This window comes from Massilia sp. Root351 (assembly GCF_001425045.1).
GTDB lineage: Bacteria > Pseudomonadota > Gammaproteobacteria > Burkholderiales > Burkholderiaceae_D > Rugamonas.
Window position 1 is genome coordinate 202,036 of sequence record NZ_LMDJ01000004.1, and the last position, 22,056, is coordinate 224,091.

16 protein-coding genes and 1 pseudogene are annotated in these 22,056 nt (G+C 63.5%); 10 read left to right on the forward strand and 7 right to left on the reverse strand.

What is annotated here, in order from left to right; genetic code table 11:
* Window positions 1-174: 174 nt before the first annotated feature.
* Both ASD15_RS09065 and ASD15_RS33640 read right to left on the reverse strand, forming a co-directional pair.
* On the reverse strand, window positions 175-1,083 hold the full coding sequence (locus ASD15_RS09065) for a YncE family protein (protein ID WP_057154522.1): 909 nt from the start codon (window positions 1,081-1,083) through the stop codon (window positions 175-177).
* On the reverse strand, window positions 1,083-2,465 hold the full coding sequence (locus tag ASD15_RS33640; protein ID WP_082551692.1) for an ABC transporter ATP-binding protein: 1,383 nt from the start codon (window positions 2,463-2,465) through the stop codon (window positions 1,083-1,085). The genes ASD15_RS09065 and ASD15_RS33640 overlap by 1 nt, the downstream gene beginning before the upstream one ends.
* Window positions 2,466-2,639: 174 nt before the next feature.
* Here ASD15_RS33640 and ASD15_RS09075 point away from each other — a divergent pair, with 174 nt between their 5' ends.
* Window positions 2,640-2,906, forward strand: a complete 267-nt coding sequence (locus ASD15_RS09075; RefSeq protein ID WP_057154523.1) for a hypothetical protein — start codon at window positions 2,640-2,642, stop codon at window positions 2,904-2,906.
* A gap of 22 nt (window positions 2,907-2,928) precedes the next feature.
* Window positions 2,929-3,519: pseudogene (gene cysC / locus ASD15_RS09080) on the forward strand (adenylyl-sulfate kinase); the annotation flags it as partial.
* A 22-nt stretch (window positions 3,520-3,541) separates the two neighbouring features.
* Here the strand turns inward: cysC and ASD15_RS09085 are convergent.
* Genes ASD15_RS09085 through ASD15_RS09100 form a run of 4 tightly spaced genes read right to left on the reverse strand, consistent with a single transcriptional unit; the run spans window position 3,542 to window position 7,811 of the window.
* Window positions 3,542-4,321, reverse strand: a complete 780-nt coding sequence (locus ASD15_RS09085; RefSeq protein WP_057154525.1) for a Crp/Fnr family transcriptional regulator — start codon at window positions 4,319-4,321, stop codon at window positions 3,542-3,544.
* Between the two features lie 18 nt (window positions 4,322-4,339).
* The gene (locus ASD15_RS09090) at window positions 4,340-4,666 is read right to left on the reverse strand and encodes a VanZ family protein (RefSeq protein WP_057154526.1); all 327 of its coding nucleotides are present in this window, start codon (window positions 4,664-4,666) and stop codon (window positions 4,340-4,342) included.
* A 59-nt stretch (window positions 4,667-4,725) separates the two neighbouring features.
* Window positions 4,726-6,039: a tetratricopeptide repeat protein gene (locus ASD15_RS09095; protein WP_057154527.1), complete on the reverse strand. Its 1,314-nt coding sequence runs from the start codon at window positions 6,037-6,039 to the stop codon at window positions 4,726-4,728.
* Window positions 6,036-7,811, reverse strand: a complete 1,776-nt coding sequence (locus ASD15_RS09100; RefSeq protein ID WP_229418121.1) for a CHASE2 domain-containing protein — start codon at window positions 7,809-7,811, stop codon at window positions 6,036-6,038. Before ASD15_RS09100 ends, ASD15_RS09095 begins: the two co-directional genes overlap by 4 nt.
* Before the next feature lie 329 nt (window positions 7,812-8,140).
* Here ASD15_RS09100 and ASD15_RS09105 point away from each other — a divergent pair, with 329 nt between their 5' ends.
* The 6 genes from ASD15_RS09105 (at window position 8,141) to ASD15_RS09130 (ending at window position 20,643) form a co-directional block, all read left to right on the forward strand.
* On the forward strand, window positions 8,141-9,484 hold the full coding sequence (locus ASD15_RS09105) for a FecR domain-containing protein (RefSeq protein WP_057154528.1): 1,344 nt from the start codon (window positions 8,141-8,143) through the stop codon (window positions 9,482-9,484).
* A gap of 400 nt (window positions 9,485-9,884) precedes the next feature.
* A complete protein-coding gene (locus ASD15_RS09110) occupies window positions 9,885-14,144 on the forward strand; it encodes an S-layer family protein (RefSeq protein WP_057154529.1) in 4,260 nt (1,419 codons plus the stop codon).
* Between the two features lie 169 nt (window positions 14,145-14,313).
* Window positions 14,314-15,828 (forward strand): class I SAM-dependent methyltransferase, encoded by a 1,515-nt coding sequence (locus ASD15_RS09115; RefSeq protein WP_057154530.1) that lies wholly within the window; start codon window positions 14,314-14,316, stop codon window positions 15,826-15,828.
* A 270-nt stretch (window positions 15,829-16,098) separates the two neighbouring features.
* Window positions 16,099-17,922 carry a type I secretion system permease/ATPase gene (locus ASD15_RS09120; protein ID WP_057154531.1) on the forward strand — a complete coding sequence of 608 codons (1,824 nt, stop codon included), beginning with the start codon at window positions 16,099-16,101 and terminating at the stop codon, window positions 17,920-17,922.
* A 3-nt stretch (window positions 17,923-17,925) separates the two neighbouring features.
* Window positions 17,926-19,284 (forward strand): HlyD family type I secretion periplasmic adaptor subunit, encoded by a 1,359-nt coding sequence (locus tag ASD15_RS09125; RefSeq protein WP_057154532.1) that lies wholly within the window; start codon window positions 17,926-17,928, stop codon window positions 19,282-19,284.
* A gap of 24 nt (window positions 19,285-19,308) precedes the next feature.
* Window positions 19,309-20,643 carry a TolC family outer membrane protein gene (locus ASD15_RS09130; protein ID WP_057154533.1) on the forward strand — a complete coding sequence of 445 codons (1,335 nt, stop codon included), beginning with the start codon at window positions 19,309-19,311 and terminating at the stop codon, window positions 20,641-20,643.
* Between the two features lie 72 nt (window positions 20,644-20,715).
* On the opposite strand, the gene ASD15_RS09135 is transcribed toward ASD15_RS09130, so the two are convergent.
* A complete protein-coding gene (locus tag ASD15_RS09135) occupies window positions 20,716-21,609 on the reverse strand; it encodes a sulfurtransferase (RefSeq protein WP_057154534.1) in 894 nt (297 codons plus the stop codon).
* A gap of 139 nt (window positions 21,610-21,748) precedes the next feature.
* On the opposite strand from ASD15_RS09135, the gene ASD15_RS31605 reads away from it, so the two are divergent.
* Window positions 21,749-21,841 carry a ParD-like family protein gene (locus tag ASD15_RS31605; RefSeq protein WP_229418122.1) on the forward strand — a complete coding sequence of 31 codons (93 nt, stop codon included), beginning with the start codon at window positions 21,749-21,751 and terminating at the stop codon, window positions 21,839-21,841.
* A 29-nt stretch (window positions 21,842-21,870) separates the two neighbouring features.
* The gene (locus ASD15_RS09140; RefSeq protein WP_229418123.1) at window positions 21,871-22,020 is read left to right on the forward strand and encodes a type II toxin-antitoxin system RelE/ParE family toxin; all 150 of its coding nucleotides are present in this window, start codon (window positions 21,871-21,873) and stop codon (window positions 22,018-22,020) included.
* The last annotated feature ends 36 nt before the right edge of the window (window positions 22,021-22,056 follow it).

The window sequence follows — 22,056 nt, forward strand, 5'->3', positions numbered from 1 at the left end:
GCGGGGCTGTATGGGTTCATGGCATCAGGAAGGTGGCGCGGCTGGCGCACATATTTGCCGCACAGATAATGCTGGCAGTATAACATGTGCTCCCCGCAATAGTTGCCAGTGTGGCAATCCAATTGTGTTTCCAGTTGTAAGGCGTACAGCCAGGGCCGGCAGCGAAACCGCCTGTCAGCGGCGCGGGAAGCGCAGCGCTTCGGGCGCCGGCGCGGACGGCGCACCGAACGCGCGCGCCAGCGCCTGCCAGCCGCGCTGCAGCGGGCCCGGCTGCGCCAGCGCGAAGCCGGGCGGCAGGCGCATCACGTCCAGCACCAGGCCTTCGTCGTCGAGCGCCAGCTCGTGGCGGCGCTGCCACTGGCGGTCCGTCAGCAGCAGGGCGCCGGCGTTGAAGTCGCGCGCCTTGCGTTCGCTGAGGGTGGAGATGCCGATGCAGCGGCTGTCGGCGTCGAACGCCACGCCGCGCGGGAAGCCGCCGGTCTCCAGCGTGAAGCCGTCCTGGCCCATGACGCGGCTCTCGGCCGAGGAGCAGGTGTACAGCTGGCCCTGTTCACGCCAGATGTTGTGGCTGCAGTTGCCCAGCACATGGCGCTGCACCAGCTCGCGCGTGTCCAGTGAGAACGCCAGCAGGTCGCTGGCGCCGCGGTTGTGCGCCAGAATCCACACCAGGCCGTCCTCGAACATGAAGGAGTTGAAGTGGTGCACATCGCCCTGGCCCTCGGTGGCCAGCGGGTACCACTGTTCCCAGTTGGCGCCGTCGTAGATGGCGATCATGTCGTCGTGCGAGGCAGTGGCCCACAGCTTGCCGCCGTGCCAGGCGATCTCGTGCAGGTCGCGCAGCGGGAAGGGCGCCTGCAGCGAACCGCAGTAGCGCAGGCCGCGGTCGAACATCAGGATCTCGCCGCGCTCGTCGGCGGACGGCACCTCGGACGAGACCAGGCGCCGGCGCGCCGCCACGTAGATGCGGTCGCCGTGGCAGGCCAGGCCGTAGTAAAGGCCGCGCCCGCTGTCGATGCGGTGCGCATGGCCGGTGTCGGTGTCGATCAGCAGCAGCGATTGCGAGGTGGTGACTAATACATCCATCAGCGAAGGTCTCCCGGGGCTGCGCCCTCGGCGGTGGCGGGCGCGCTGCGTTGCAGTTCGCAGATCGGATCCAGGTTGCACATGCCGCTCCAGACGATGGCGTCCAGGTTGCGCAGCACGGTGAAGGCGCTGGCATCCTGCACGCGCGCCAGCGTCTGGCGGAAGTCGCCGTCGCCGGCGCCGCCCTCGGCCACGCCGGACGTGATGGTGTACTCGCCCGGCGCCAGGCTGGCCTTGAAGGCGAATTCGGCGCGCACGCGCTCGCCGGCCACCACCGGGCCGATGCGCTGCCGCATGCAGTAGGTGTTGGTCATGAACACGGCTTCGCCGCGCGCGTTGCGGATCTGGAAGCCGATGTGGGGATCGTCGTAGGCCTGGCAGAACAGCACGTCGACCCGCACGGTGGCGGCGCGGTCGCTGATCACGGTGCCGGCCTGCTGTTCGTCCACGTACAGTCCGACCGCTTCGATGATCGCCTCGCCGCTGGCGAACGAGCCCACGGTCTGCACGGCGGCGGACGGTGCGGCGGCGGGTGCCGCGTCGGCCGGCGCTGCGGCCTGTGCGGCGGCCGGTTCAGGCGAGGGAGCGGAAGTGGGGGCGGGGGCGGGCGCAGTGGCGGGCGCGGCGGTGGGCCGCGCAGCCGTCCCTTCGCGCTGCTGCAGCACGTGCGCGTTGTACAGGTCGATCACTTCGCGCGGCGTGCTGTCGAGCGCGATGCGGCCGTCGCGGATCAGGATGGCGCGGTTGCACAGCGAGTACACGGCGCCCATGGCGTGCGACACGAACAGCAAGGTGGTGCCGGCCTGGCAATAGGAGCGGATGCGTTCGAAGCACTTCTGCTGGAAGAACACGTCCCCCACCGCCAGCGCCTCGTCGATGATGAGGATGCCGGGGCGCACCGCGGTGGCCACGGCAAACGCCAGCCTGACCTGCATGCCGCTGGAATAGACGCGCACCGGCTGGTCGATATAGTCGCCGATGTCGGCGAACGCTTCGATCTCCGGCATCAGCGCGGTCACTTCCTCCACCGACAGGCCGATCAGCTGGCCGGCCATGAGGGCGTTCTGGCGTCCCGTGAAGTCGGGATGGAAGCCCATGCCCAGTTCCAGCAGGGCGGCCACGCGGCCGCCGGTCTGCACCGCGCCCGTGGTGGGCTGGGCGGTGCCGGTGATGAGCTTGAGCAGGGTGCTCTTGCCGGCGCCGTTGACACCGATCAGGCCGACCGCCTCGCCCTGGGCGATGTTGAAATTGATGTCGCGCAGGACCCACTTCAGATGGTGGCGCGGCTTGCGGAAAGGCGTGATCCACTCGATCAGGCGCGACCAGCGGGTCGGGTACTGTTTGTAGGCTTTGCCTAACTGACTGACGTGTATGCTGCCCATGTATGATTAATCCTGGCCACGGCGCCCACAGCGGCCGGGCGCACGCAGGCAAAGCGCGAGAGTATAACACGGCCACTGTTGCCCGGATTACGCTTGCCCGGCGGCTGCGGCCGCTGGTATCATACGTGCCCACTTCACGCCCCACTTCACGGCCCGCACGGCCCTAGGAAACCGATGGTTAAAGCACAGGTACTGGTCCGCTTCAACACCCGCAACGACAACGACAATCCGCTGCCGTGGCGGGTGCTCACCGTGCAGGGCGTGCAGGACGGCGTACTGCAGCTGGGGCAGCAATTTGCTTCCGAGGTGCGCTTTACCAGTCCGGTGGTGACCACCGAAGACCAGATCGGCCCGGGCGTCTTCAAATGGCACATTTCCGCTTCCGGATTCCTGAGCTGGAACGGCGACGTCTGCCTGGTGACCGACCAACCGCCCGCCTGAGGCCACGATAGCCATGAGCACCAACGTCGTCTGGCAGAACTACGCGATCGACCGCGCCGGGCGCGCCGAGCGCATGGGGCAGCGTCCCTGCATGCTGTGGTTCACCGGCCTGAGCGGCTCGGGCAAGACCACCATCGCCGGCCTGGTCGAGCGCGGCCTGGCCGAACGCGGCTGCCATACCTATCTGCTGGACGGCGACAACGTGCGCCACGGCCTGTGCAGCGACCTGGGCTTCAGCGCGGCCGACCGTGCCGAGAATATCCGCCGGGTGGGCGAGGTGGGCCGCCTGATGACCGATGCCGGCCTGATCGTGCTGAGCGCCTTTATTTCGCCGTTCCGCGCCGAGCGCGCGCTGGTGCGCAAGCTGATGGCGCCGGGCGAGTTCATTGAAGTGTTCATCGACACCCCGCTGCAGGAATGCGAGCGGCGCGACCCCAAGGGGCTGTACAAGAAGGCGCGCGCCGGACAGATCCGCCTGTTTACCGGCCTGGACTCGCCCTACGAGCAGCCGGAATCCCCCGAGCTGCGGCTCGACACCCTGGCCGCCAGCGCCGAAGCCTGCGCGGCCGAGGTCATCGCTTACCTGGACCGGCACCAGCTGCTGCCAGCCTGACCTTGCCGGCCTGACTGCCAGCCTAGCCCTGCACCAGCTTGCGCAGCGCCTCGGGATCGACAATGATCAGGCGGTGCGTTCCCTTCTTGATAATGCCCTGCTGCGTCAGCGTGAGCAGCGTGCGCGTCACCGTTTCGCGGCTGGTGTTGATCATGTTGGCGATGTCCTGGTGGGTGGGCAGGTTTTCCACCACTTCCAGTTCATCCTCCGGGCTCTTCTGCTTGAGCAGGTCGAGGAAGGTGTAAATGCGCTTGGCGGTGTTGTGGATGCTGAGCAGGGCGCGGAATTCCGAGTCGCGCTGCACCTTGGCCGCCAGGAAGCGCAGCATGTGGTTGGCCACCGTGGGCGAGTGCGAGAACAGGTGCAGCGCTGTATTGCGTGGAAGCAATGCGACCAGTACCGGCGACAGCGCCACCACCGAGGCCGAGCGCATGGAGCCGTTGATGACGGCGATTTCACCGAAGAAGTCGCCCGGCGCCAGCATGCGCAGGCCGATCGCGCGGCCGTCCTCGGTGATGTCGATCACCTGCAGCTGGCCGGTCAGCAGGAACAGCAGGCTGTCGCCGCTGGCGCCTTTTTGCAGCACCACGTCGCGCTTGGCGTACTGGCGCACCCGCATGTCGGCCTTGACCCGGTCCATTTCCTCGTCGGTCAGGTTGGCCAGCAGCGGAATGTTGCGCAGGTGGACCTGGATATTGAGCTTGCCCACCACGCGCGGCGTGGGCACGCTGCCTTCGGCGGCAGGCGCATTGGCGATCGCAAGGGTGGTTGCGCCGGGGGCGGCGCCAGGTTTGCTTGTCATCCCGCACATTCCATTCAGTTATTGGCCCAGCAGAAACGGCGCGCACGCCGCCGCCGCGGCAATGCCGGCGGCGTTGGCGGCGAGGTCCAGCCAGCTGAATTTGCGGCCGGGCACCAGATTTTGCAAGACTTCAATCAGCCAGCCGCCCACCAGCAGTCCGGCCATCCAATACGCCATCTCGGTCCAGTTGACGGCAATCCGCGCCGCCAGCAGCGTGAGCAGCAGAAAGGCGCCGAAATGCAGCAGTTTATCGTTGGGCAGCACCGGCAGCCAGCCTGCCGGCAGCAGGCAGCCGATCGAGACGCCGGCCAGAGCCACCGCAAAAAAAATCAATTCCCAAGCCATGGCTTATTCAGTATCCAGTGTAATGTGAGTGGCCGCCGCGCGGCGGCCCGCCGGCACGGTCAGAAGTGGTCCCAGCGCCAGTTCAGCTGGATCGAGCGGCTGTTGTACTGGAACAGCGAAATGTTCTCGCGGTTGCGTATGCCGCGCCATTCCAGCTGCAGGCTGTGGCGGCCTTGCAGCGGCAGCGTGACCGTCGCGCTCAGCTGCGTCGTATCCTGGTGCCGGATGTCGTCGATGACATTGGGCGCATACGCCTCGTCGCCGCGCCAATGCTGGCGGCTCAGGCTGAACTGCCCTTTCAGGCGGCTCCCCAGTGGCCCGTACAGCAAGCCGCTAGTATACCAGCCTTTGCGGTCACCGCCGAGCCGGCCTTCTTCGCCATGGTCGTGGTTGATGCCGGCCGTGATCACCCCCTGCCAGCGCATGCCGCGCGTACTGAGCATGGTGCCCAGCTCGGCGGTGGTGCCGTCGTTGGCGACCCGGGTAGGGTAGGTGGTGCGCACCAGGCCCACGTTGGTCGACCAGTCCAGCCAGGACGGCAGCGGCACCGGCGGATAGGTGCGCAGCTGCAGCTGGCTCTGGCGCTGGTAGTAGCGTCCGCCCAGCTCGAGCCAGCCGACCGCCGCCGTGGCGCGGCCTTGCCAGTTTGATAATTGCCAAGACTGGTCCACGCCCACCAGCACCGAACTGGTGTCCTGGTCGCGCACGCTGGCGTGCCGGCGCAGGCGCACCTGGCCGAAGCCGACCGTGGAGCGGTGGCCGATCGGGCGGCTGATTTCCCCGTTCAGCTGGGTGTAGCGGTCCGCCTTGGGCAGGAAGTCCTTGTCCAGTTCGGCCGGCCTGCCGTCGCTGCCGGTGCCGAAGAAGCGGCTGCTGGCGCCCTGGTTGACGTTGTTGTCATAGCCCAGGGACGCCGACAGCGCGTATTGGGTGCGGAAGCCGGGCGCGGCGCAGCCCTGCGCGCGGTGCTGCGAAATCATGTCCATGATGCCGGGCGGCGGCGCGAAACGGGTGGTGATCTCGTCGAACAGGCGCTCGGCGTCGGCGGCCCGGCCCAGTTCGCACTGGCTGATTGCCAGGTCCAGCCAGGCCCCGGCGTGCTCCGGTTCGCTTTGCAGGAAGCGCGTCAGCAATTCGGCCGCTTCTTCGGTGCGGTTCTCGGCGATCGCGCGCAGCGCGCGCAGGTACAGGTCGTCGTTCGGCGCCGTGGCCTCGGGCGCCTGCGCAGCGGCCGCAGCGGAGGCGGCCGCCGGCACCGGGCTGCCCAGCGGCTCGGCGGCGCAGGCCGGCCCCGCCAGCGCCAGGGTCAGCATCGCCAGTGCGCCGGCCAGCGCGCCCGGCAGGGTGCGCAAGGTGCAATCGCGCACGGTCATGCGGGCACCTGCACTGTGTACAATTTGACGGGTTTTTCTTTACCGCGTAACAATTGCTCTCCAAGTAAGGTAAAGCTGTGGCGCCTGGCGCGGGCGACCGTTCCCTCGCCCACAATGATATCGTGGGGGAAGTCGCGCGCGGCCTGTTCCAGCCGCGAAGCGGTGTTCACGCTGTCGCCCACGGCAGTGTAAATGCTGCGGAAGGCGGTGCCGTAGTCGCCCGCCATGGCGGTGCCGCTTTCTATGCCGATGCGCACCCGCAGCGGTTTCTGGCCATTGCGCTCCAGGCGCGCGCTCATCTGCCGCACCTCGCCCACGATGCGCAGCGCCGCGTCCAGGGCCAGGTCGGCGTGTTCCGGGTTGGGCAGCGGCGCGCCCCAGAAGGCCACCAGGCCGTCGCCCGTGTATTTGTCCAGCGTGCCGCGCTGCTCCAGCACCGGCCGGGTCAGGCAATCGAGGAAGGTGGTCGTCAGCCAGGCCGCCTGCTCCACCGGCAGCGATTCGACCTGCGTGGTATAGCCTTCCATGTCGGCGATCAGCGTGGTCACTTCCACCTGTTTCGGCGTCAGCGGGTCCAGGTTCTCGCTGCGCAGCAGCTCATCCACCACCTCGCCGGCGACGTACTGGCGCAGCGTGCTCAGCAATTGGCGCGACTTGCGCTGCGCCAGCTGCCACTGGAACGGCACGGCCACCACCATCAGCAGCGCGATCGACAGCAGCGGGCCGGCGGTGGAGAAGGCCGGGTCATGCAGGCTGACGGGAAACGCCAGCGCCAGCCAGGCCAGCGAGCTGCCTGCCAGCAGCAGCATATTGCCGGCGGCCGACAGGCGCGGCAGGGTGTAGCTGACCAGCAGGGTTACGCCCAGGCAGAACAGCAGCGCCAGGGCGCGTCCCGGCCATGGCGCCGGCGCGGTGCCGGCCTGCATGTCCAGCAGGCCGTCCAGCACGGCGGCGTGCACCATCAGGCCGGCGGTGGATGAACCCAGCGGGGTGGAAATACGGTCGCCGATGCTCAGCGCGGACGAACCCACCAGCACCAGCTTGCCGGCCACGTCGGCGTCGCTCAGTTTATCTTCCAGTACATCGGCCGCTTCGGCGCCGGTGAAGGCGCTCCAGTCGCTGTGGAAGGGCACCCGCAACATGCCTTCGGGCAGGCCGTCCGGCGCCGGGCGGCCGCTGCAGCAGTCGAGCAGGGCGCGCGCCAGCGTGGGGTAGCGCCGGCCTTCGAACCAGGTATACATGGGCACGCGGCGCAAGGTGCCGTCCGCGTCCGGGCGGATGCCGATATTGCCAACATGGGTCGCACCTGCCAGTCCCTCGTGGTTTGCAATGTAGCCATGTGCCGGCACCGCGCCGCCCTGCGGCCCGGCAACGCCGCCGGCCAGCCGCCCCACCCGCAGCGGCGCCGGCTGCAGCGTGAAGTCGAACAGCTGCGGCACCACCAGCGGCGCATGTGCCGCCAGCACGGCAAGGCGCGCGTCGCCGCCCGCGTCGGCTGGCTTTTCCTGCAGGATATCGAGCGCCACGCCGCGCGCGCCTTGCGCCAGCAGTTTTTCCACCACCGTTGCCAACAGGTCGCGTTTCCATGGCCAGGGATGGCGCACCAGGCTGCTCTCGCCGATATCGACCACCAGGATGCGGTGATCCTTGGCCTCGGCGGGGCGCAGGGCGATATAACGGTCGCGCAGCCACTCGTCGGCAAAGCGGATGCTGCCGGTGGCCGGCCCCCATTGCGACCAGACAGTCAGCAGCAGTGCCGCGACGGCAATCACGGTGCGCTGCAGCGGTGCGGAGGAAATGGGAATGCGCAAAATAGAATGGATGCCGCCGCCCGGTCGAATGGCATGGGCGCACATGGGAATTTAATAACCATCTAGTATAGCGCCTGGCGGCAGCGCCGACTATTGTTAGACGTAAAGTTAGATGTAAATTCTCCCGGCCGCCGGCCCTTGAAATATTGGTTAGCAAGCAATAAACACCGAAAGGACGTAACAATCTGTTGCAGTATGGGGCTGCACGGCCGCTTATTTGCTAGCATGTGACCAGCATCACATACATTCCGTACGGAACGGCGAGAATGTCAGTGTCGAGGAGAATAATTATGTTGCGTGCATCTTTCATCATGTTGGGACTGAGCTGTGGCCTGCTGGCCGCCGCGCCGTCGGCGTTTGCCGCCGAGGCAGGCAAGGTCGTGTTTGTCACCGGTTCGGCCCAGCTTGCCGGACGTGCTGCCGCGCTCGACGCCGCAGTGCAGGAGGGCGACGAACTCAGTACCGGCGCCGACGGTTATGTCTATGTCAAAACCATCGACAGCGGCTTCCTGATCCTGCGCCCCAACAGCAAGGCCCGCATCGCGGCCTACAAGGTGGACGCGAACAACCCCGGCAACACCCGGGTCAAACTCGAATTGCTCAATGGCGTGGCGCGCAGCATTTCCGGCGATGCCGTGAAAAAGGCACGCCAGAATTTCCGTTTTAATACCCCGGTGGCAGCCATCGGCGTGCGCGGCACCGACTTCATCGTCTATACCGACCAGGAAACTTCGCGCGTAGCGGTGGTTTCCGGCGGCGTGGTGATGAGCGGCTTTGCCGGCGCCTGCGGTCCGGAAGGCGGCGGCCCTTGCGAGGGCGACGCCAGCCGCGAGCTGTTCGCCGGCCAGGCCGGCGCGCTGCTGCAGGTGCGCCGTGGTGAAAACGTGCCGCAACTGCTGCGCAGCCCGGCGCTGTCGCCCGACCAGAACGCGCCGCCGCGCGGCGACGAGCCGGTCGGCAAAGTGGCCGCGCCGCTGCCGGCGGTTGTGGAGCTGAACCTGGATGCCAAGAAGGCCACCAATCCGCTGCTGCGCCCGCCTTCCACGGAAAACGTGCTGCCGCCGCCAGTGAAACAGGACGAGGGCAACACGGTGGTGGATAACGGCGGCGTCGCGCCGACCACGCCGGTCGATCAGCCGCGCGTGCCCACCATTGCCTGGGGCCGCTATCAGGCGCTGGCCGGCCTGGCCCCGGACCCGGCCGTCAAGGCGGAGTTGAATGACAAGAAGTACGCCGGCAGCTCGGCCATCGGCTCCTACGTCATCAAGCGCCTGGCGAACCAGGAATACGTGATGCCGCGCGAAGGCACGGCATCGTTCGTGCTGCAGGGCGGCGAAGCCTTCCTGACCGCCGGCGCGCTGACCGAAAAAGCCAAGGTCGACAGTGGTTCGCTGCACCTCGATTTCGCGCAAAGCGCGTTCACCACCAGCCTCGCATTGAGCGGCGATAAGCTGAAGACCAATATCACCGCTTTCGGCGATATAACCCAGAAGGGTGAACTGAGTAATAGCCTCTTGTCGCCCACCACGGTGCGCGGTTATGTCGGCGGCGCCAAGCAGGACGAGGCGGCCTATATATTCAAGAGTATCGGCGTGGGGATGACTGCAGAGGGTGGCGTCAGCTGGAAACGCTAGCGTTGAGAATGAATCGGCGGTCCCCGGCAGGGGGCCGTATTTAAAAGCCTCCATTAACTCAAGGAGGCTTTTTTATTGTCCGGAGTATTGCGCCGGTTTACCCATTCGGCTGCGGCGGAATAGCCGATTTGCACAGCGATTGATTGCTGCTTATTTTTTGTGCAGCACTGCCTTTAAATCGGGCAGCACACGCATAAAACTCGATGAGTTGTGAGAAATTTTTCAATATTTGTAAAAAAAATGCGACAAGTGGGCTTCAGATGTGATGGCCGTCACAACATGGCTTTCTCCCTGTGGCATTATGGCGATGTTCTGCAAATAGGCTTGTGCCATGGCTACTCCAGCCCTGGCACGGGGTGCGGAAATTCTAGTTTGAAATATCTTAACTAAAGGAAATATCATGGCTGCAGCAGCAGAATACGTCCAAGTAGCACAACAAATTTACGTAGCTTACTTCGGTCGTCCGGCCGACCTGTTCGGTCTGAACAACATGATCGCCAATCTGGCCGCGTCGAATGCTCCTACGACCATCGCCGGCCTGAAAGATGCATACAAGACTAACGGTACCGTTAAGTCCATCATCGACAACTTCGGTTCGAGCCCAGAATCGCAAGCCCTGTACGCAGGTGCTGACGATGCAGCGTTCATCACCGCTATCTACCAGAACGTTCTGAACCGCGATCCACTGATCGGCGGCCTGACCTTCTGGGTAACCGCGCTGGCACGCAAAGACATGACCCGCGCTGAAGCCGCGACCCAGATCATGGCTGCTGCAGTTAAAGAAGGCGGCAACGCTGCTGACGCTGCAATCGTCAACAACAAGATCGAAGTTGCTAAGAACTTCACCGCAGCTATCGACACCGCTGCTGAAGTAAACGGCTACAAAGGCGCCGTCGCTGCTGCACAAGCACGCGAACTGCTGCACAATGTAAACGGCGACACCGTACCAGCTGACTACCAGGCTACCGTGGAAGCCACCCTGGCTGCCATCGCCAACGGCACCGGCTCGTCGGTCGCTCTGACCAACGGCACCGACACCCTGACCGCCAACATCTTCAACGCCGGCCTGGTATACACCCCAAGCGGCGACGACCGCATCAACTCGCTGCAGAGCGAAGACGTGCTGACCGGTAAAGACGTAAGCGCCACCGCGAACAACATCCTGAACGCGACCCTGGGCAACGCAAACGACAACGGCGCCAAGTCGATCACCGCTACGCTGAAAAACATCCAGACCATCAACCTGGACATTACCGGCGACACCAACACCCTGGACGTTCGTTTCGCTGACAGCCTGAAAACCCTGGCTATCAACAAGCTGACCCTGGAAGCAGCCGACACCGTCAACATCAAGAACATCGGCCAGCCAGCCGCTAACCTGTCCGTCAAGAACAGCGCAGCTGTTGACGGCACCGTGAACTTCGACTACGTTGACGGCGTTCTGGCTGCTAAAAACGCCGCTGGTACCGCCGCTGGCGGCGACACCGGCAATGTGACCGTTGAAAACGTTGCTCTGGCTAAACTGCACATCGGTAACAATCTCAGCACCGAAGGTTTCGAAACCATCAACCTGCTGTCGCAAGGCACCAACACGATCAAAGATCTGAACGTTGTTGACGCGGAAACCGTTGTCATCACCGGTGCTGGTTCCCTGAACCTGATCAACAATACCACTGGCGCTGGCGGCGAGTTCACTAAAGTGAACGCTGGCGGCATCACCATCGGCGACGGCATCGGCGTGCGTACCATCGACGCTACCGCTTACGCAGGCAACACCAACATCAACATCAGCACCGCTGTTGGCGGCCATAACGACCCAGGCAATTCGGGCAAGGTCTTCCACTCGGAAGTTAAACTGGGCGCCGGCGACGACACCCTGTGGACCACCAGCGCTGTTACCAGCACCACCGTGGCTGGCGTGGTTCTGTCCGACGTCATCGACGGCGGCGCAGGTCACGACACCCTGCGTACCTTCTCCGCTAGCGTGACCAAGAACGCCAAGATCACCAACGTTGAAGCCCTGGAACTGCGCGGCGCGACCTCGTCGGCCTACATTAGCGCCTTCGACGCAAACCTGACCTCGGCTCTGATGCGCAACGAAGTGGGCGGTGCACCACAGACCTTCTCGCTGCACAACACCACCAAGACCCTGGCTGAGAACGGCAACATCGTTCTGCGTCACGGTATCGGCGCTGCCGCTCTGAACGATGTAGTTGACGTCAACCTGGCCGACGCCAGCGCTGCATCCGACACCGTCGTGCTGACCGTACAGAACGACCTGAACACCGGCACCAAGTACAACTACGTTCTGAACGCACAGAGCCAACTGCGCGCTGACGTGCTGGCTGGTACCGCAACCGCCACCGCTGCTCAACTGGCTGCAACCAAGGTAGAAAACGTCACCGTCAACGACAACGACACCGAAACCAACGTTCTGACCCTGACCCGCGCTGCTGACCACACCGGTACGTTCAAACTGACCGGCGGCACCGCTGGCCTGGACTACACCGTTGCCAGCACCCTGGTAGCCAAGACCGTTGACGCAGCTACCCAGCTGAGCAACCTGCGTCTGACCGTTGGCACCGCCGACCAGACCATCAACCTGGGCGTTGGTAGCGACATCCTGACCTTCGCAACCCTGGACAGCTTCAACGGTTCCGACACCATCACCGACGCTGGCGGCATCGACACCGTGCGCGCTGCATTCAGCAAAGACGTGACCGGCACCCCAAGCCTGACCGGTATCGAGAAGCTGCATATCGTTGCAACCGAAAACGTTGCTATCGACATGTCCAAAGCCACCACCGTTACCGAACTGGCTATCCTGTCGGACAAAGCAGTTAGCGGCGACGCCGACCTGTCCCCAGTGACTGCTGAGCCGTTTGGCCTGGTAGGCGTTGACGCGACCGACGTGATCACCCTGAAAAATACTGCCCTGTCGACCCTGAACTTCTTCGGCGACAACGAAAGTATTGATCCAGTTCCACCAGCAGCCCCAACCGGCTCGCAGGCTCAGATCTTCAACGGTGTAACGCTGGAAAACAACACCGGCGACGCACTGGCTGTGGCCATCAACAGCAGCCTGGACGCTGGTATCGGCGCTTCGTCGTACACCCTGGGTCAGCTGACCGTGCACGGCGTGAAGAACATGGCTGTTACCGTGGGCAATGAACTGGCAATCGCTGCTGGTGCAACCGCTTCGGCAACCACCACCACGATCAACAACGTGTACGGCAAAAACCTGCAATCGTTCGTGGCAACCGCTAACGGCAACCTGGCACTGGGCACCGTGTCGGGTTCGGGTCTGGCCAACACCATGACCACCTTCGACACCACCGCTGTTAAGGGCAACCTGACCGCCAACGTCATCATCCTGGGCGACAACGCTCAAGTGAAACTGGGCAACGGCATCAACACCTTCAGCGCTCTGGGTTCGGCTGGCAAGGGCGTAACCATCACCTCCGGTACCGCAAACGACGTTCTGACCGGTACCGCTCAGTCGGATACCATCATCGGTGGCGCAGGTAACGACATCATCAACGCTAACCGCGGCGACAACGTGGTTGACGGCGGTGTAGGCGACGAAACCGTGACCGCTGGCGACGGCAACAACACCGTGTCCTTCGGTGCTGGTCACTACGAAACCGCAGCGATCAACATCACTTCCGGTAACGATGCATCCAAGGCCAACAACAGCTTCTCGCTGGCAGGCACGATTGCAAACCTGCAGATCGACGTGACCGGTAACGGCGCGACCGCTGATGACGTGAACCTGACCGTTGCAGTTGGCACCGGTTCCGACCTGACCCTGAACTACAATGGCGGCACCCTGCAGGCTGCTACCGCAGTTCTGGACGGTCGTTTGGCTGTGGTTGATTCCGCACTGACCGGCACGGCTACCGCCAACGCCGACCTGTTCATCGACACCGCTGCTGGCGTAGCTGCAACCACCATGAACGGTGGCGCAGGCAACGACGTGCTGATGGGTCTGGACACCGCTGCTGCTTACACCCTGAACGGTGGCGCAGGCAACGACGCGCTGATCGAAGTGGGCGGCGCAAGCACCCTGACCGGCGGCACCGGCGCTGACCGTTACACGCTGGCAGACACCGCTGGCGCGGCTACCGACACCATCGTCATCGCCGACGGCGAATCGCTGGCTTCGGGCTTCGACCAGGTTGTTGGCTTCTCGGCTACCGTTGCTACCGGCGACCGTCTGGACCTGTCCTCGACCGTTGTTGGTACCACCGCTAACCTGCAAGCTAACGTTGTTACCTCGACCGGTAGCGGCCAGCTGATCAGCGCTGCCACCTCGGCAACCAACGGTATCGTCACCTTCGGCATCACCGACGTGACCGGTACCGCAGGCGTTGAGACCTCGGCGATCGTTTCCACGGCTACCGACACCAACCCAGCTGACGCGTTTGGCTACATCACCCTGTCGCAAGCTCTGGCCTTCCTGGCTCAGCAGCTGAACAACACCGGCGCAACCGTGGCATTCGCCTACGATTACAACGGTGACGGCGCTATCACGTCGGCAGACAGCACCATCGTGTTCCAAGATGGCGCAACCGACACCGTAGTTGAGCTGATCGGCACCGTTGGCGTAACCGCTGTAAGCAACGCTGCTCTGGCTGCTAACACCATCTACATCGTTTAATGTAGACGGATATCCGCGGCAGTCTGCGCGGATAGCGACAAAAACCGCCCCTTCGGGGGCGGTTTTTTTTTGCCGTGCGCGCCCGCGAGACAAACGGCGCACCAGTCGTTATACTGGTCCGCCGCCGGGCATGACGCTTCCGGCTCCTTATTCAAACGATGGAGAGACTATGCAGGATTGGACGGGTGGATACGTTACGGACATCGAATATACGTCCGGTTTTTATCGTGAACTGGCGCCTGCCAGCATGAACTTTGCCGCGCTGCTGCGCGGCTATGCCGCACCAGTTGCGACGCAGGCGTACAACTGGCTGGAGATAGGCTGTGGCAACGGCCTGTCAGCCAATGCCCTGGCTGCGGCCAATCCGCAGAGCAGTTTCCACGCCTTCGACTTCAATCCCGTGCATATCCAGAACGCCCAGCGCGTGGCGCGGGACGCCAAACTTGCCAATGTGCATTTTTACGAAGACAGTTTCGAGCAGGCCCTGCATCGCGATTTGCCGGCCATGGACTACATTGTTCTGCACGGTATCTACTCCTGGGTCAACGCGGAAAACCGTGCTCACATTGTCAATCTGATTCGCAAGTTCCTGAAGCCGGGTGGCGTGGTCTATATTTCCTACAATTGTCTGCCAGGTTGGAGCAGCAAGGCGCCGCTGCGCCGGCTGATGACCGAGTACGCAGCTCGCCGCGGAGGGCCGGTGCTGGAGCGGGTGGCCGCCGCGCGCAGCTTCGTGCACAGCATGAAGGAAGCCGGTGTGCGCTACTACGCCGCCAACCCGGCAGCGGTGGCGCTGGCCGACAGCCTGCAAACCCAGGACGTGAATTACCTGGCGCACGAGTATATGAATGCTGACTGGGACCTTTTCTATCACAGCGACGTCGTCAAGGACCTGTCCGCTGCCAAGCTGACTTACGCCGCCTCGGCTACTGCGATTGAAAACCTGAACGAAGCGAGCCTGACGCCCAGCGTGGCCAAGCTTGTCGAGGCCGAAGCCGACCCTGTGCTGAAGGAATTGCTGCGCGACTTTGGCATGAACCAGCAGTTCCGCCGCGACTTGTTTATCCGCGGTGCGCGTCGTATGGCTACGGCGGAATTCGCCAAGGTTGCAGGTGCCATCAAGCTTTGCCTGTCGCGCAGCCGTGACGAATGCAAGCGCACGGTCAACTTGCCTGTGGGCGAGGTAACGCTGGCCGCCAAGATCTACGACCCGATTCTGGACGCATTGATGGCGGGGCCGAAGACGCTGAAAGAACTCTCTGAGCAATGCGACCTGCCGTTCCAGGCTTGTCTGCAGGCGGCAACCATCCTCACGTCGCTGAACTATCTGCAGCTGATGCAGGCGCCGGTGGAAGGCGCGCTGCAAAGTTGCATGGCATTCAATGTGGCGGCCCTGAATCGCGCCGTGGCTGGCGAGGAGCTGTCCGTGCTTGCCGCCGCCAGCCTGGGCACCGCAGTCGGTGTCAGCGCTACGGACCAGTATATGTTGCATGCCTACCTGTCAAAAGCTGAAGATCCGGCTGCGCATTTGCTGAAGATCTTGAAAACGCTGAACCGCCACTTGATTCATGAGGGAAAAGTGGTAGAGGGTGACGAGGCCACGCTGGCCCAGTTGCGTGAATCGTACGCCAAGTTCTCTTCTAAAGTCCTCCCTTTCTATCTCATCTGCGGCATCATTCACTGATACGCGTGCTCGCGGCGCCTGCCAAGCAGGCGTCGCCTTCCCATTATTTGCTCCTTCCTCCCTGGCATCGCCGGTTTGTGTATCCAGACGTAAAAATTTGTGATGAGGATCACATATTTTGATGGATTTGAGCGATAATGTGTCTTCCGCTGGAAGCTTAGCTCCCGGCGTTCGTCCCGACCGTTGTAAAAAAATATGCAATCGTTGCCCTGTGAACAGGCAATGGTTGCCGTTGTAGGCCGCGTCCTTACTCTGCATGCAAGCCACCCAATGAAAATTAAAAACACCCAACCGCTGAACGAAATCGAGCAGGCACTGTCCGGTTTCAAAAGAACGTTCCTCACCGTCGGCGGCTTTAGCGCCATCACCAATTTGCTGATGCTGGTTCCCTCGCTGTACATGCTGCAGGTCTACGACCGCGTGCTGGGCAGCCGCAACGAGATCACGCTGCTCATGCTCACGATCATGATGCTGGGCGCCTATCTGCTGATGTGCGGCCTCGAGCTGATCCGCAGCTTCGTGCTGGTCCGCGTGGGCGCCAAGTTCGACATGAACCTGAACAAGCGCGTGTATACCGCCGCGTTCGAGCAGAACCTGAAGAAGGCCGGCGGCAGCGCCGGCCAGGCGCTGAACGACCTGACCAGCATCCGCCAGTTCCTGACCGGCAACGCGCTGTTCGCCTTCTTCGACGCGCCATGGTTCCCGGTTTACCTGATCGTCATCTTCCTGTTCGAGCCCGCGCTGGGCTGGTTCGCGCTGGGCGGCACGCTGCTGCTGATCTTCCTGGCCTACATGAACGAGCGCGTGTCGCGCCAGCCGCTGAGCGACGCCAACAGCATGGCGATTGCCTCGGCCAACCTGGCCACCAACAACCTGCGCAACGCCGAAGTCATCGAATCGATGGGCATGCTGCCGAACCTGCTGAACCGCTGGTTCGGCCTGCACGGCAAGTTCCTGCACCTGCAAGCCGAGGCAAGCGAGAAGGCCGGCGTGGTCGGTTCCATCACCAAGTTCGTGCAAGTGTCGCTGCAGTCGCTGGTGCTGGGCTTTGGCGCATTGCTGGTGCTGGAAGGCAAAATCACGGCCGGTATGATGATCGCCGCGTCCATCCTGGTGGGCCGCGCCATGGCGCCGGTGCAACAGGTGATCGCGGTCTGGAAGACCTGGAGCAGCACCCGCAGCGCGTACAACCGCCTGCTGACCTTGCTGGAACAGAATCCGGCCCGTCCGGCCGGCATGGAACTGCCTGCACCGAAGGGTGCCATCACGCTGGAAGGCGTGACTGCCGGTCCTCCGGGCACCCAGTCGCCGGTGCTGAAGAACGTCACGTTCGGCATTGCGCCGGGCGACGTGCTGGGCGTGGTTGGTCCGAGCGGTTCGGGCAAGTCCACGCTGGCGCGCCTGCTGGTCGGCATCTGGCCGTCCGCGCTGGGCAAGGTGCGTCTTGACGGCGCCGACATCTTCCAGTGGAACAAAGCCGAACTGGGCCCGCACCTGGGCTACTTGCCGCAGGATATTGAACTGTTCGCTGGCACCGTGAGCGAGAACATTGCGCGTTTCGGCGAGGTGGATGCCGAACAGGTGGTGCAGGCAGCCAAGCGCGCCGGCGTGCACGACATGATCCTGCGCCTGCCGAAAGGCTACGATACCGCGCTGGGCGATGCCGGCGCCGGCCTGTCCGGCGGCCAGAAACAGCGCCTGGGCCTGGCCCGCGCCATGTATGGCGATCCTTCGCTGCTGGTGCTTGATGAACCGAATTCCAACCTGGATGACGTGGGCGAGGCCGCCCTGGTCAATGCGGTCAACGACTTGCGCCAGCGCGGCAAAACCATAGTGCTGATCACGCACCGTACCAACATCATTGGCATCACCAACAAGCTGCTTTTCCTGCGTGACGGCGTCGTGGATATGTTCGGCCCGACCCAGCAGGTGCTGCAAGCGCTGCAGCAGAACGCGCAGAAGCAATTGCAGGCGGCGCAGGCTGCCAAGGCGGGCCAGCCCGCGCAGGCTGCGCCAGCCGCCCCGGCCGCCCCTGCTGCTGCGGCAGCCCCGGCAGCGGCAGGGCCGCAGACTGCAACTACCGTACAGGAATAAGACATGAAATTAATCGAGAAGAAAGACTTGGCGAGCGATGTCATTACCCATGACGTGTCGCCGTTGACGGTCCACACCGATCCCCGCGCGTACGCGCGCCTGGGCTGGATCGTCGTGCTGGTTGGCTTTGTAGGTTTCCTGGTGTGGGGCTTCCTGGCGCCGCTGGACAAGGGCGTGCCGATGACGGGCACCGTGGCGCGTGAATCGAGCCGCAAGCAGGTGCAGCACCAGGCCGGCGGCACCATCGAGAAGATCCTCGTGCATGACGGCGAACGCGTCAAGGCCGGCCAGGTGCTGGTGAAGATGAACGAAGTCCAGACCAAGTCGGTCGCCGACATCACCTTGGCGCAGTATCTGAGTTCGAAGGCCACCGAGACCCGCCTGCTCGCCGAGCGCGACGGCAAGTCCAAGCTGACGCTGGCGCCGGAGCTGGACGCGTACAAGAACGACCCGCGCCTGCTGGAAAACCTGGCGCTGCAAAACCAGCTGTTTACTTCGCGCCAGCTGTCGCTGCAGAACGAACTGGCGGCCATCGAGGAATCGATCGCCGGCGCCAAGGCGCAGCGCGACGGCTTGCAAGAGTCGAAGGAGAGCAAGAAACAGCAGCTGGTGTTCCTCAAGGAGCAGCTGGACAATATGCGCGAACTGGGCAAGGACGGTTACGTCGCGCGCTCGCGCGTTCTGGACTTGGAACGTACTTACGCCCAGCTCAACGGTGCCATTTCCGAAGACATCGGCAATATCGCCCGCGCCCAGCGCCAGATGGCCGAGTTGACGCTGCGCCGCGCCATGCGCCAGCAGGATTTCCAAAAGGAAGTGCGCTCCCAGCTGTCCGACGTGCAGCGCGAAGGCGATGCGCTCGGCGCGCGCCTGAACAGCCAGCAGTTCGACCTGGCCAACGTCAGCGTCAAGGCGCCGGTCGACGGCCTGGTGGTGGGCATGAACGTGTTTACCGAAGGCGGCGTGGTCGCCCCCGGTTTCCGGATGATGGATATCGTGCCGGTAAACGACGGGCTGATCGTCGATGGCCAGTTGCCGGTGAACCTGGTGGACCGCGTACACAAAGGCTTGCCGGTGGAGCTGATGTTCTCGGCCTTCAACGCCAACACCACGCCGCACATCCCCGGCGTTGTCGACACCATCTCGGCTGACCGCCTGGTGGAAGACCGCACCGGCAATCCGTACTACAAGGTGCGCGTGAAAGTGACCGCCGAAGGCATGAAGCTGATCGCCGACAAGAAGCTCGACATCCAGGCCGGTATGCCGGTTGAAGTGTTCGTGAAGACCGGCGAGCGTTCGATGATGAGCTACCTGTTCAAGCCGGTTGTTGACCGCGCGAAAACGTCGATGTCGGAGGAATAAGCTTTGGCTCACACTCAACCACGTATGAAGTTGCTGGCCCGGGCGGTTTGCGTTGCGGCGCTGGCCTTTGCCGGCAATGCCTCGGCGCTGGGCCTGATCCAGGCTTACCAGGCCGCGCTGCAGAACGATCCGACCTATCGCGGCGCCTTCTTCGACAGCGAAGCGGGCAAGGAAGCGCGCATCCAGGGCCGGGCTGGGCTGCTGCCGCAGGTGGGCGCCAACTTCAACCTGAGCCAGAACCGCGCGGATACGTTAACCCAGTCGACCAACATCCTGGGCCAGCCGACCACCTCGCTCACGCATCCGAAATACACCAGCCGCGTGGAAAGCGTGTCGCTGCGCCAGGGCGTGCTCAATCTGGAGGCGATCGCGCGCTACAAACAGACCGTGGCGCAGTCCAGCTTCGCGGCCGCGCGCTTCGACGCGCAGACCCAGGAGATGATCCTGCGCGTGACCGGCGCCTACTTCGACGTGCTGTTTGGCGACGAGCAAGTGGCGCTGGCCACCGCCGAGCGCGATATGTACACCGAGCAGCGCCAGGTCAACGACCGCCTGTTCAAGCAAGGCGAGGGCACCCGCACCGACATGCTGGAAACCCAGGCACGCCTGGATGTGTCGGAGGCCCGCCTGATCGAAGCGATCGACAGCCGCAATGCGGCGCGCGAAACGCTCGCCAAGCTGATCGGCGACGGCACCAGCAGCCTGGACCCGATGGCGCCGGACTTCCGCATCATGCCGGCGCCGGAGCGCCTGGACGAACTGCGCAAGCTGGCGCTGGCCAACAATCCCGACATCCAGGCCTTGCAGTACTCGGTCGAGGCCTCGCGGCAGGAGATCAACCGGGCCCGTTCGGGCCACGCGCCCCGGGTCGACTTTGTCGCCTCGTACAGCAAGAACGACGCCGAGACCATCAACACCTACAACCAGGATTCGACGGTGCGCAGCATCGGCGTGCAGGTGAACATTCCCTTGTACCAGGGCGGGCAGGTCAATTCCGCTTCGCGCCAGGCCGTGGCCAATTACGAGAAGGCCAAGAGCGACTTGCAGGCGCGTGTCGACAAACTCAACGTGGACCTGGGCAAGGACTATGCCTTGACCCTGAGCGGCGCGGCCAAGATCCTGGCGCTGTCCAAGGCGGTCGAGTCGAGCAAGCTGCTGGTGCAGGCCACCGAGCAAAGCATCAAGGGCGGCGTGCGCATCAACCTGGACTTGCTGAACGCGCGCCAGCAGATGTACACCAGCCAGCGCGACCTGGCGCAGGCCCGCTACAGCTACCTGCTGGCGTCGATGCGCCTGCGCAGCGCGGTCGGTTCGCTGAGCGTGGACGACGTGAAGGAAGTGGCGGGTTACTTCCGCTAAGCGCGCCACAGCGCTTAACCGCACACAAAAACGGCCGCATCAGCGGCCGTTTCCTTTTGCTTCAGGCTGGCCTCAGGCCGCCTGTTCCTTGCCGTAGCAATGCGGGCAGGATTCGCCGTACACATACTGCTCCGACAGCTGTTCGCGCGGCGTGACCACGGCGCGGCAGGCGAAGCACTGGGTGGTTTCCACCGCTTCCAGCTGCGGATTGAGCGCGGTGCGGTAGTCGAATACGAAGCAGTCGCCCGTGTAGTGCGCGCCGCCCACTTCCTCGAAGTACTTCAGGATGCCGCCTTCGAGCTGGTACACATTGTCGTAGCCGATGTTCTGCATGTGGATGGCGGCCTTTTCGCAGCGGATGCCGCCGGTGCAGAAGGTGACCACGGTCTTGCCGTCGAAGTCGGCCTTGTGCGCGGCGATCACTTCCGGGAACTCGGTGAATTTCTTGATGCGGTAGTCCACCGTGTCGGTGAAGGTGCCCACGTCTACTTCGAAGTCGTTGCGGGTGTCGACCATCACCACCGGCTTGCCGGCGTCGTCGTGGCCCTGGTCCAGCCAGCGCTTCAGCGTGTGCGCCTCCACGAACGGCGCGCGGCCTTCCTCCGGCTTGATCAGCGGCATGCGCATGGTGATGATCTCTTTCTTGATCTTCACCAGCATGCGCTTGTGCGACTGCTCGCTCGACAGGCTTTCCTTCACTTCCAGGTCCGCCAGGCGGGCGTCGCTGCGCACCCAGGCCAGATACTGGTCGATGTCGGCGCGCAGGCCGGACAGGAACATATTGATGCCTTCCGGCGTGAGCAGGATGGTGCCTTTCAGGCTCAGCCGGGCGCACTCGGCCTGGTACTGCGGGCGCAGCTCTTCCAGGTTGTCGAGCGTGATGAATTTATAGGCAGCGATGTTGACATACGGGGTCGCCGTTGCTGCGCCGGCTGCTGCGGGCGCGCTGGAGGTGTGAGCTTGCATGGTGCGATTTTCAGGAAAATGCGGAACAGCCGCTATTATAAGCTGTTCACGCTGGCTGGCCGCCAAAACGCCGGTCTTGCTGTCAGGTATTGCCTGATTCCGGTCAGATTCGGCGATGCGGCACGATGCTGTACTGTCAATGCGTATCAATCAGGATCTCTACGGACAGGCCAGGCAGGATGCCGCTGCCGAGCATCGCACGATCGCCGGGCAGATCGAATTTTGGGCCTGAAGAAGGGCGATCTTGCCCGATAGCGCGTCTTGAAATTCCACGGCGGTGGACAACTTTACCTGCTGGGATATGCGCTGGATCAGGGCATACAGCAGATCTATCTGGAGGCGCTTGGCCGGCACGAGAATTTTTATCGCGATATGAAGCGCTGGGCCAGCCGGGCCGCCCGGGCGCGGTAGAATAGCGCCTCATTGGAACACTGGCGAGCAGCAGCA